The 10,778-nt window shown below is 72.0% G+C and carries 10 protein-coding genes; all 10 read right to left on the reverse strand.

Going from position 1 to position 10,778, the window contains the following annotated elements:
* On the reverse strand, positions 1-617 hold a 617-nt coding region (locus tag FJ251_09635; GenBank protein ID MBM4117978.1), incomplete at its 3' end, for a TIGR00268 family protein.
* Positions 618-661: 44 nt separating this feature from the next.
* On the reverse strand, positions 662-1,693 hold the full coding sequence (mltG, locus tag FJ251_09640; protein ID MBM4117979.1) for an endolytic transglycosylase MltG: 1,032 nt from the start codon (positions 1,691-1,693) through the stop codon (positions 662-664).
* The gene (gene ruvX / locus FJ251_09645; GenBank protein MBM4117980.1) at positions 1,690-2,124 is read right to left on the reverse strand and encodes a Holliday junction resolvase RuvX; all 435 of its coding nucleotides are present in this window, start codon (positions 2,122-2,124) and stop codon (positions 1,690-1,692) included. The genes mltG and ruvX overlap by 4 nt, the downstream gene beginning before the upstream one ends.
* Positions 2,117-4,360, reverse strand: a complete 2,244-nt coding sequence (locus FJ251_09650) for a PP2C family protein-serine/threonine phosphatase (GenBank protein ID MBM4117981.1) — start codon at positions 4,358-4,360, stop codon at positions 2,117-2,119. Before FJ251_09650 ends, ruvX begins: the two co-directional genes overlap by 8 nt.
* Before the next feature lie 23 nt (positions 4,361-4,383).
* Positions 4,384-4,839 (reverse strand): ATP-binding protein, encoded by a 456-nt coding sequence (locus FJ251_09655; protein ID MBM4117982.1) that lies wholly within the window; start codon positions 4,837-4,839, stop codon positions 4,384-4,386.
* A 37-nt stretch (positions 4,840-4,876) separates the two neighbouring features.
* Positions 4,877-5,218: an STAS domain-containing protein gene (locus tag FJ251_09660; protein MBM4117983.1), complete on the reverse strand. Its 342-nt coding sequence runs from the start codon at positions 5,216-5,218 to the stop codon at positions 4,877-4,879.
* A gap of 12 nt (positions 5,219-5,230) precedes the next feature.
* Positions 5,231-6,220, reverse strand: a complete 990-nt coding sequence (locus tag FJ251_09665; GenBank protein MBM4117984.1) for an RluA family pseudouridine synthase — start codon at positions 6,218-6,220, stop codon at positions 5,231-5,233.
* Between the two features lie 5 nt (positions 6,221-6,225).
* Positions 6,226-6,750 (reverse strand): signal peptidase II, encoded by a 525-nt coding sequence (gene lspA, locus FJ251_09670; GenBank protein ID MBM4117985.1) that lies wholly within the window; start codon positions 6,748-6,750, stop codon positions 6,226-6,228.
* Complete coding sequence (locus tag FJ251_09675) at positions 6,704-9,889, reverse strand: isoleucine--tRNA ligase (GenBank protein MBM4117986.1); 3,186 nt, start codon at positions 9,887-9,889, stop codon at positions 6,704-6,706. The genes lspA and FJ251_09675 overlap by 47 nt, the downstream gene beginning before the upstream one ends.
* Positions 9,886-10,731 carry a purine-nucleoside phosphorylase gene (locus tag FJ251_09680; GenBank protein MBM4117987.1) on the reverse strand — a complete coding sequence of 282 codons (846 nt, stop codon included), beginning with the start codon at positions 10,729-10,731 and terminating at the stop codon, positions 9,886-9,888. Before FJ251_09680 ends, FJ251_09675 begins: the two co-directional genes overlap by 4 nt.
* Between the last annotated feature and the right edge of the window lie 47 nt (positions 10,732-10,778).

Below are 10,778 nucleotides of genomic sequence, written 5' to 3' on the forward strand. Positions count from 1 at the left end.
CCCTCCGCCTCGCCGAGCTGCGTGAGCTTCTCGGCCGTCACTTCGCTGAAGTGGGGGATGCGGCTCGCCAGACAGGCGCGGGCGGGGCGGTCCCAGATCGAGAGACCCCGCGCGCGGGCAAGGCCGCGGATCTCGTCCTTTTCGAGCCCCGCCTCGGCGAGCGGCGCGCGCACGCGGTAGCGCCGCGCGGCGTCCGCACCCGGGCGTTCCTCGCCGAGGTCGCTGCGATTGCCCCCGTAGACGAGGGTCTGGAAGCCCTCCGCGGCAGCCAGGGCCTCCATGCGCTGGAAGAGCTCCTGCTTGCAGAAGAAGCAGCGGTCCGGCGCATTGGCGCGGTAGTCCGGGTTCTCCAGTTCCTGCGTGGCGAGCACGCGGACGGGAACGCCCTGCTCCGCGGCGAAGGCCAGCGCCTCGTCGCGCTCCCAGTTCGCGAGCGAGGCCGAATCGGCGAGCACGGCGGTGAGGCGCTCGCCCAGCACCTCGCGCGCGAGGACCGCAAGATAGCCCGAGTCCACGCCCCCCGAATAGGCGAGCAAGGTCCGGCCGCCTTCGGCGAGGATGCGCCGCAATTCGGATTCCTTCGCACGAAGCGCATCGTCGAGGGGCGTCAGCTGCATGGCCCTAGGTTAGCAAGAAGCGGGCGCGGCCGCCAGCACGGCGCTCAGGAGCCGGACGCTCGCAGCCGCCGCAGGGCGGCCACGTTCAGCTTGTGCTCAGCATAGGTCGCCGCGAAACGGTGACCGCCCTTCCCGTCGGCGACGAAGAAGAGGCTGCGGTCCCTTGGATCCGCCGCCAGGGGCGCGGCCAGGCTGGCCCGACCCGGGCTGCAGATGGGCCCCGGCGGCAGCCCCGTGTTCCGGTAGGTGTTGTAGGGCGAGTCCACGCGCAGGTCGCTGTAGGTGACGCGCAGGCGGCGCTCGCCCAGCGCATAGAGGACCGTCGGGTCGGCTTCCAGGCGCATCCCGCGCGCCAGGCGGTTCAGATAGACGCGCGCGATGCGAGGCCGGTCGTCGTCGAGACGGGCCTCGGACTCCACGATGGAGGCCAGGGTCGTCCAGGCCAGGACATCCTGCGGGTGGCCGGGTGGCGCGCTCGCGCGCAGCTCGCGCAGGGTCCGCGCGAAGGCGGCGAGCAGCGTCTCCACCACCGCTTCCGGCTGCACGGGGTACTCGAAGGCATAGGTGTCGGGAAAGAGGAAGCCCTCCAGGTTCGGCCGGCCGGCGAGGAAGTCGTGGGCCGGCCAGCGCCGCGGCTCGCGCACGAGACGCGCGACGGCCAGCGAATCCAGCGCCAGCTGGCGGGCGATCGCGCGCACGCTCTCGTCGAGCCAGAGGCCCTCGCGGAGCGTCAGGCGCAGCGGCTCCGTGCGGCCCGCGGTGAGCGCGCCGGCGATCGCCGCCGGGCTGCTCGGCCGCGCGAAGCGGTAGCGGCCGGCCTTGAGTCGCCCCGCGTCGCCGCGCAGGCCGAGACCCCAGAAGAAGGCCCGCGGCGAGCGCAGGACGCCCGCAGCGACCAGCTGTCGCGCGATCCCCCGCGAGCTGCTGCCCGGCGCGATGATCAGGATCGTGTCGGGCGCCGCGGCCGCCGGCGTGCGGCGCCAGGCGCGCTCGAGACCCAGCCCCAGCCCGCCCGCCATCAGCAGCAGAAGGACGAAGGCCCCCAGCCGGAGCCCGGCGCGTCGCCAGGGGCTCATGCCTCCTCTCCTTCCCGCGCCCGGTCGGGGTCGACCTGCGCGTCGAGCCAGGATTGCAAGATGAAGACCGCGGCCAGGCGATCCCAGTCGTGGCGCTCGCCCGGCGGGAAGCTGCGGCGCGCGGCGGCCGTTGTCAGGCGCTCGTCCCAGAGCTCCACCGGCAGGCCGAAGCGCTCGGCGAGGCGGGCGGCGAGGCGCCGCGCCGCGAGGGCCGCATCGCCCTCGCTGCCGTCGAGACGGCGGGGCAGGCCGACGACGAGCCGGGCCACCGCGTGCTGCGCGATGAGTTCGGCCAGGTGCGCGAGCAGACTGCCCCGGCCACGCACGAAGCTGGGCAGCCCCTGCGCCGTGATCCCCAGCGGATCGCTCAGCGCGAGGCCGACGCGCACACGCCCCGGATCGAGGCCCAGCACGCGGGGTCGCTCAACCAGCACGGCCACTCGATTCCGAGGCGATCAGGGAGACCGCCGTCGGCGGACAGCCCTGGAGCACGAGCAGCGTGCAGTCGTCCTCCGGCTCGCCGCGGGCGCTGAAGCGCGCGATGTCCGCCAGGAGCGCGGCGATCACGGCTTCCGGATCGCCGTTGAGCTTGCCCAGCGACTCCGCCAGCCGGTTGTCCGAGTACTGCTCGCCGGTCTCGTTCTCGGTCTCGCTCACCCCGTCGGTGAAGCAGACCAGACGGTCGCCGGCACCGAAGGGAATGCTGTAGGTCGCGAAGGGCAGGCCGGGAAAAGCGCCGAGCACGACGCCACCCTCCTGCAAGGGCACGGTGACGCCGCTCGCCCGCGTGAGCAATGGCGCCGGGTGGCCGGCCGAGGCGTACTCGAGCTGACCGGCTGCGCAGCGCAGGCGGCCCAGCCAGAGCGTGATGAAGCGATCGCGCGGGCTGTTCTCGTACATGATCTGGTTCAGCTCGCGCAGCACCTCGCCTGGCGGCAGCGCGCGCCGCACGATGCTGCGGAAGGAGGCCTGCAGCGCGGCCATCAGCATCGCCGCGGGAATGCCCTTGCCCGACACGTCGCCGATGACGAAGTAGAGCTCCTGCTCCGTCTCGTGCCAGTCGTAGTAGTCGCCCCCCACCTGGCGGCTGGGCCGGCTGTGGCCGGGCAGGCGCAGGCCGGGCAGGCGCGGCTTCTCCTTCGGCAGCAGGCCCGACTGGATGCGGAAGGCGAGCTGCATCTCCTCCTCGATGAGGCGCTTGTCGAGCAGCTCGCCGAGCAGGGCGAGATTGCGCAGGGCCGAGGTCAGCTGCGCGCCGAGCAGGATGAGGTGCTCGCGCTCGGCGCCGCGCAGGCTGCCGCCGCCCTCGCGCGGGCCGAGCAGCAGCAGGCCGCGGCAGCCGCCCTCGTCGACCAGGGCGAGCACCTGGTCCCAGACCGGAGACTCCGGCGGCTCGGGCAGCGCGTTGCGCCGCGACCAGGCGCGGAACTCCCGCCAGTGCAGGGGCTCGACGAGCAGGCGTAAGTGCTCGTGGTGGGCCGCCAGATCGCGGAACCACTGCGGATCGGGCGCCGCGCCCTCCGCGCGCGGGCACTGCCAGACCAGAAGCCGGCTGCGGTCGACGTGGAAGACGTCCAGCAACACGGGCGAGAGTGCGGCCTCCACCTCCTCGAGCTGGCCGACGTCGCCCAGGCGGGCGCCGAGCCGGCGCAGGGCGTCGCGCCGGGGATCGCCGCTGTGGCCGAAGAAGCGGCGATCGAGGACATCCTCGATCCGCGTCAGGAGCGGCTGGAAGAGGATGATCGCGAAGACGGTCAGCCCCGCCTCGAAGAGCGCGCCAAGGGTCCCGAGATAGGCCGTGAAGAGAGCCTGGAAGCGGCTGAGCAGGAACAGATAGAGCAGCGCGAGCAGCAGCGAGACGGCCACGTCGAGCACGCCGCGGCGGGCGAGCAGCCGGATGCGCAGGAAGCGGTGGCGGATCGCCGCGTAGGCGACCACTGCGCTCGAGAGGATCATCGAGGCCGCCAGCAGGTGCGGCTTGAGCGTCGCCGAGGGCTGCCCGCCGAGGAAGATCGGCAGCGCCTCCGCCAGGAGATAACCGGTCAGGGGCAGCGCGAAGCCGAGGCTGAGCAGGAGCCGCTGCCGGCGCAGGTTGACGCCCCGGCGCAGGTCCTCGCTGCGGGCGAGCAGAACGAGGGGGGTCAATCCCATCAGCAGGTTGACGCCGGGGAAGAGCAGCGAGTGCAGGGAGACGCCGAGGGACCAGATCGTGTCCAGCGCGGAGAGCTGCCCGCCGAAGCGGCTGGCCGTTTCCTGGACCGGGCCGAGGAAGGCCGAGGGCGCCACGCGCCGCACGGACAGGATGAGCAGCAGGTGCACGACGTGGGGCAGGTAGAGCAGCACGGGCAGCGCGCGGAAGCGGTCGAGGATCGCCCGCCGACGCGGGAAGACGAGGCTGAAGAGCAGCAGCGTCGGGAAGAAGAACTCCCAGGTGTAGGAGAAGCGGTCGAGGAAGCCGCCGAGGAGGACGATCTCGCCCTGGTCGCTCTTGGGCTGCACGAGACCGACGCCGGCGAGGATCGGCGCGATGCCGCCGAAGAAGAGCATGAAGGCGACGACGCGATGGAGCTGCTCGCCGCCGAAGCGGCGCAGGAGGCCGAGCCCCCAGACGAGCATCAAGGCGCCGGCGACGAAATAGATGACGGGCAGGAAGGTCTCAGGAGCCATCCCTGTCTCCCTGGCCGCTGGGGCTAGTGATCGGCGCCGCCGCTGACGGCCTTCTCCAGCTCGATCGTGAAGCGCCCGCTCTCATCGCGCCGCGTGCGCACGGCGTCCATGATCTCCCGCATGATGAAGATGCCCCGCCCGCGGGCGCCGAGAAACGCGGGATCCTCGGGCGAGGGCGCCGGCGCGCGCAGGCGCTCCGGCGGGAAGCCGGGGCCGCCGTCGCTGACCGTGATGCAGAAGCGCGTCTCGCTCAGCGCCAGCTCCACGCCGACGCGCAGCTCGCTGCGGAAGCGGTTGCCATGCTCGATGGCGTTGCTCACCGCCTCGATGCTGGCGATCGAGATCTGGTTCAGCTCCGCCTGGTCCCAGTCGAGCGCCTGGCCGATCTCCTGGAGGGCCGCATTGATGACGCCGAGCCAGCGGAAGTCGCTGGGCAGATCCCAGCGCAGCACGTCGACGCCATTGTTCTTGCTGCTCATGCTCTCGCCCCTACCCGCCCGATTTGCGCGACGGTCCTCACGAGCTGAAGCTCGCCAGGGCCTCTTCCTCGGTTTCGTAGGTCTCGAAGATGCCGGCCAACTTGGTCACCATGAGGATCGACTCGATGCGCCCGGAGATGTTCGCCATCTTGAACTGCCCCCCGGCGTCCTGCACCGAGGTGTAGCCCGCGATGAGGATGCCCAGGCCCGTGCTGTTGATCCAGCTCACCTTGCCCAGATTGATGAGGATCTGCTTCTTGCCCTCGTTGATGTGACGCTTCACCAACTCGTGGAAGGTGTCGGCATCGGGCCCGCCCATGACCTGCCCGCTGATTTCGAAGACCACTACCTGCCCCGCCTCGCGAGTCTTGACCTTCATGCGGCACTCCTTCTAGTCGTCTGGCATCGGGTGCGCGCACCCCAGCCGAGCCAGGGTTGCGCGCATGTCTGGCGGCAGCGGGGCCGTGAAGACCTGCAGCTCGCCGGTGAACGGGTGCTCGAAGCTGAGCCGCCAAGCGTGCAAGGCCTGCCGGCCGAGCAGCGCGAGCAGCTCGCGCTGCGTCTCGCGCTCCTCGCGCGATCTCCCCTCGGCGCGCACCCGGCGGCCGCCGTACAGGGGATCGCCGAACACGGGATGGCCGACATGCGCCAGGTGGACGCGGATCTGGTGCGTCCGCCCCGTCTCCAGCTCCAAGCGAATATAGTCGAAGCCCGAAAGGCTGTCTATGCGCGAGAAGCGCGTCCGGGCGGGGCGCCCGCCGTCCGGCCGCACGGCCATCCGGGGGCGCTGCCGCGGATCGCGGCCGATCGGCGCGTCGATGACACCGCTCGCGGTGGCCAGCTGCCCCCAGACCAGGGCCAGGTACTCGCGCTTGACCGCGCGTTCGGCGATCCGGGCGCTCAGGCGCCGCTGCGCGAGCTCGGTCTTGGCGACGAGCAACAGGCCGCTGGTGTCCTTGTCCAGACGGTGGACGATACCCGGCCGCAGGCGATCGCCGATGCCGGCCAGCCCCTCGAGATGGTAGAGCAGGGCGTGCACGAGGGTGCCCTCGCTGTGGCCGGCGGCGGGGTGCACGACGAGGCCGGCCGGCTTGTCGATCACGGCGAGCTGCTCGTCCTGGTAGAGAATGCTGAGCGGGATGGCCGTCGGCGTCAGGGTCAGGGGCTGCGGGGCGGGCAGACGGACCGTCAGCCGGTCCCCCGCACGCAGGCTCTCGCCCGGACGCGCGCGGCGGCCGTCGAGCTCGACGGCGCCGGCGCGGATGAGGCGGGCGAGTGCGCTGCGGCTGCGCTCGGCGAGCTGTTCGGCGAGGAAGACGTCCAAGCGCTGGCCGGCCGCCGCCGGCGGCACCGTGAAGCGCCGCTCCTCGCCGGCGGCCACCGGCGCTAGGCGCCGTCGGCGGGCGCCGCCGGCCGGGCCTCCGCCTCCGCGCGCAGCAGGCCGAGCACGATGAGCAGGGCGCCGATGCTGATCGCCGCGTCCGCCACGTTGAAGACGTACCAGTGCTTCCCGGCCACGCTCAGGTCGATGAAGTCGATCACGTGGCCCTCCGCGCGCAGACGGTCGACCAGGTTGCCCAGCGCCCCCGCGAAGACGAGGCTGAGGGGCAGCACGAGGCGCCGGCTCTGGCCGCGGCCGAGCAGGCCGAGGACCACGAGCAGGGCCGCCAGCTTGACGGCGATGAAGACGCCGCGCGCGCCGGCGAAGAGCCCGAAGGCCGCGCCCGGGTTGTCCACGCGCGTGATGCGCAGCATGCCGCCGAGGTAGCTGTCCCGCCACAGCCCGGCCGTGACAAGGTGCTTCGTCAGGAGGTCCACCGCCAGCACCGCGAGCACCGTCGCCAGGAAGAGCGCCCAGTCGGTGCTAGGCCTTTTCGAGCTCAACCGTGACCTCCTCGCCGGCCAGCTGATAGCGCTCCCGGGCGCCTGCCTCCGCGAGGCCCTCCGTCACGCTGAGGGCGAGGACCTCCTCGGCCAGGCGCTCGCCGTGCTCGGCGAGGGTCGCCCGCGTCCGTTCGCCGCCCGTCCAGCGCAGGCGGATGCGGTCGGAGACGGCGAGCCCGGCGCTCTTGCGCAGGTTCTGCACGCGATTGATCAGCTCGCGCAGCTGCCCCTCGCGCTGAAGCGCGGCGTCGATCGTCAGGTCGAGCGCGCCAGCCAGGGCGCCCTCGATGCCCACCGCGAAGTTCCCCAGCGGCTCGACGAGGAAGTCCAGCTCCTCGCGGGCGAGGCTGAATTGCTTGCCCTGCGCGCTCACGCTCAGGCTGCCCTCGCGGTAGCCCGCGAGCACGGCCGCGGGCGGCAGGGCGGCCAGGGCCTCGGCCACCGCCTTCATCGCCCCGCCCAGGCGCGGGCCGAGCAGCTTGAAGCGCGGCTTGACGACGAAGCGCATCCGCTCGCCCGGGTCGGCGAGCAGGTCGATCCGCTTGATGTTCAGCTCGTCGAGGATCAGCTCGCGCAGCGCCTCGTCGGCGAGCACGCGGGCGAGCGCCGGGCCGCCGCCGGCGACGGCGAAGCCGGGCAGGGGCTGGCGCGTGCGCTGACCGGAGAGGTTGCGCAGGGTGCGGCCGAGGCCGACCACGCCGAGCACGCCGGCCATCGCCTCCTCGAGCGCCTCGTCGCGGCGCGCGGGCTCGGAGCGCGGGTAGCTCGCCAGGTGGACGCTCCTAGCGTCGTCGCCCGCCAGATCCAGACCGTGCAGGCCGCGGTAGATCGCCTCGCTGAGGAAGGGAATGAATGGCGCGGCCAGGCGCACGCTGCCCTCGAGCACGCCCCAGAGCGTCTCGTAGGCGCCCGCCTTGTCGGGGCTCATCGCCCCCTTCCAGAAGCGGCGGCGGCTGCGCCGGACGTACCAGTTGCTCAGCTCTTCGTTGGTAAACTCGCAGAACCTCTTGGTGGCGCGCGTGAGGTCGAGGGCGTCCAGATCGGCCCGTGTCTCGCGCACCAGGGTCTCGAAGCGCGAGCGGATCCAGCGGTCGAGCAGGCTGAAGCTGGGCGTCGCGCAGCCGGGCGTCCAGCCGTCCAGCTCGGCGTACTGCGCGAGGAAGGCGTAGCTGTTGCGCAGGGTGCCCAGGGTCTTCGCGTTCATCTCGCGCGGGCCGCCGGTGTCGAACTTGAGCGCCGTCCACAGCGGCCCGGCTGTCGCCATGTAGAGGCGGATGGCGTCGGCGCCCTCGCTGTCGAGCAGCGCGAAGGGATCGACGCGGTTGCCCAGGGACTTGCTCATCTTCTTGCCCTGCGCGTCGACGACGTGCCCGCTGACCAGCACGCGCTTGTAGGGCGCCTTACCGCGCAGGAAGACACCGAGCGCGAGCAGGCTGTAGAACCAGCCGCGCGACTGGTCCACCGCCTCGCAGATGAAATCAGCGGGGAACTGGCCCGCGAAGCGCTCCTCGTTCTCGAAGGGGTAGTGCCACTGGGCGTAGGGCATCGCCCCCGAGTCGAACCAGGCGTCGATGACATCCGGCACGCGGCGCAGGCGCTCGCCCGTCTCCGGGTGCTTCAGCTCGATGGTGTCGACGAAGGGCTTGTGCGGGTCGAAGGGCTCGGCGAGCGGCGTGAGCGCCAGCTCGCGCAGCTCCGCGAAGCTGCCGACGCAGTGCGCGCGCTGGCCGTCCTCGCTCACCCAGATCGGCAGCGGCGTGCCCCAGTAGCGGCTGCGCGAGAGCGCCCAGTCGATGTTGCCCTTCAGCCAGTCGCCGAAGCGCTTCTCGCCCATCTCGGGCGGCACCCAGTCGACGGCGGCGTTCGCCGCGAGGAAGCGGTCGCGCAGCTCGGTCGTGCGGATGAACCAGGCGGGCTGCGCATAGAAGATGAGCGGTCCGTGGTCACGCCAGCAGTGCGGGTAGCTGTGCCGCACCTTCGCCTGCGCGAAGACCAGCCCGCGCGCCGTCAGCTCCCTGATGATCGGCGGATCGGCGGCCTTGAAGTCCAGGCCTGCAAAGGGCGTCGCCTCGGGGCGCACCTTGCCGTCGGGGCCGACGAGATCGACCATCGCCAGGCCCCGCGCGCGGCCGACCTCATAGTCGTCGGCGCCGTAGGCGGGCGCGATGTGGACGAGCCCCGTGCCGTCCTCGGCGCTGACGAAGTCGGCGAGGATCACCTCGGCGATGCGCTTGCCCCGGGGTGCCGGCGCGTAGTCGTAGAGGCGCCGGTAGCGCCAGCCGACCATCTCGGCGCCCTTCATGCGCCACAGCTCGTAGCTCGGCCGATCGCCGATCACGGCGGCGACGCGGTCGGCGGCGAGGATCACCGACTCGGCCTCGGCCTTCGGCGTGTCGGCGAGGCGCAGCTTCACGTAGGTCAGTTCGGGGTGCACGGCGACGGCGACGTTCGAGAGCAGGGTCCAGGGCGTCGTCGTCCAGACGAGCAGGCTGCCGTCCTCGTGCTCGAGCGGAAAGCGCAGCGTGAGCGAGGGATCTTCGACCTCCTCGTAGCCCTGCGCCACCTCGTGGCTCGAGTAGACGGTGCCCAGGCGCGGGTTGTAGGGCATCACCTTGTGCCCGGCGTAGATCAGGCCCGCGTCCCAGAGCTGGCGGAGCAGCCACCAGACCGACTCCACGTAGTCGGCCGTGCAGGTGATGTAGGGGTTCTCGAGGTCGAGCCAGTAGCCGATGCGCCGCGTCAGCTCGCGCCACTCGCGCTCGTAGCGGAAGACGCTCTCGCGGCAGGCCGCGTTGAAGGCCTCGATGCCGTAAGCCTCGATGTCGGCCTTCGTCGAGAGCCCCAGCGCCTTCTGCACCTCGAGCTCGACGGCCAGGCCGTGCGTGTCCCAGCCGGCCTTGCGCAGGACGAAGTGGCCGTCCATCGCCTTGTAGCGGCAGACGGCGTCCTTGGCCAGGCGCGTGATGACGTGGTGCACGCCGGGGTTGCCGTTGGCGGTCGGCGGCCCCTCGTAGAAGATGAAGTGGGGCTTGGCCTGCTCCTCGGCCTTGCTCTGGGTGCGCGCGAAGAGCTGCGCCGCCTCCCAGTACGCGCTCACCGCGCGCTCGAGGCTGAGGGGGTCCTTGGCCAGGGCGGGGTAAGAAGTCCCGCCGCGCGCAACGCTCATGACATCCCACCTTCGCGTCGATTCAACGTCTGGATGAAGGCGACGAGCAGGGCCTCGAGCCGGGGCCGCGCGTCGGCGGCCGCCGCGAGGATCGCCGGCACCGCCACGGGCTCGAGGTGATCCGGGTCGCAGAGATCGGTGACGACGGCCAGGCCGAGCACGCGCATGCCCAGGTGCACGGCGGCCAGGGTCTCGGGCACCATGCTCATGCCGACGAGATCGGCGCCCGCGCGGCGCAGGAAGCGATACTCGGCGGCCGTCTCGAGATTGGGCCCGGCCACCGCGGCCAGCACGCCCTCGGGCAGCGCGAAGCCCAGCGCGGCGGCAGCGTCCCGCGCCAGATGGCGCCAGGCCGGTGTGTAGGGCGCCGAGAGATCGGGAAAGCGCGGGCCCAGGCGCTCGTCGTTGGGGCCGATCAGCGGGTTGTCGCCCATCAGGTTGATGTGATCGCTGACGGCCACGACCGCCGAGCGCTCGAGCGCGGGCGCGAGCCCCCCCACCGCGCTCGTGACGATCAGCCCTTCGGCGCCGAGCAGGCGCAGGCTGCGCAGGGGATGCACCACCTGCGCCATGCTGTGGCCCTCGTAGTAGTGCAGGCGCCCGGCGAGCACGGCGAGTGCGAGGCCTTCCAGGCGGCCGAAGTGCAGGGTGCCCTCGTGGAAGTCCACCGTCGAGTCGGCGAAGCCCGGGATCTCGGCGAAGGGCAGGCTCAGGCGCCCCTCGAGGCGCTCGGCGAGCCCGTCCAGGCCGGAGCCGAGGATCACCGCGAGATCGGGGCGCGGCGCGCCGGCGCGGCGGAGGAAGTCCGCAGAGACTTGGAGAGAGGCGTAGAGGTCGCTCATAAGGTCCGCAATCTAGACCACTTGGAGGGGGGATTCAAGCACCCCCC

This window comes from bacterium (assembly GCA_016873475.1).
In the GTDB taxonomy this organism is placed as follows: domain Bacteria; phylum Krumholzibacteriota; class Krumholzibacteriia; order JACNKJ01; family JACNKJ01; genus VGXI01.

Excerpts from the sequence above, each read along its gene's own strand:
- FJ251_09675 (MBM4117986.1), bottom strand. The coding sequence starts at position 9,889 with ATGAGCGTTGCGCGCGGCGGGACTTCTTACCCCGCCCTGGCCAAGGAC.
- FJ251_09650 (MBM4117981.1), bottom strand. The coding sequence starts at position 4,360 with ATGGCTCCTGAGACCTTCCTGCCCGTCATCTATTTCGTCGCCGGCGCC.
- FJ251_09660 (MBM4117983.1), bottom strand. The coding sequence starts at position 5,218 with ATGAAGGTCAAGACTCGCGAGGCGGGGCAGGTAGTGGTCTTCGAAATC.
- FJ251_09655 (MBM4117982.1), bottom strand. The coding sequence starts at position 4,839 with ATGAGCAGCAAGAACAATGGCGTCGACGTGCTGCGCTGGGATCTGCCC.
- FJ251_09680 (MBM4117987.1), bottom strand. The coding sequence starts at position 10,731 with ATGAGCGACCTCTACGCCTCTCTCCAAGTCTCTGCGGACTTCCTCCGC.
- mltG (MBM4117979.1), bottom strand. The coding sequence starts at position 1,693 with ATGAGCCCCTGGCGACGCGCCGGGCTCCGGCTGGGGGCCTTCGTCCTT.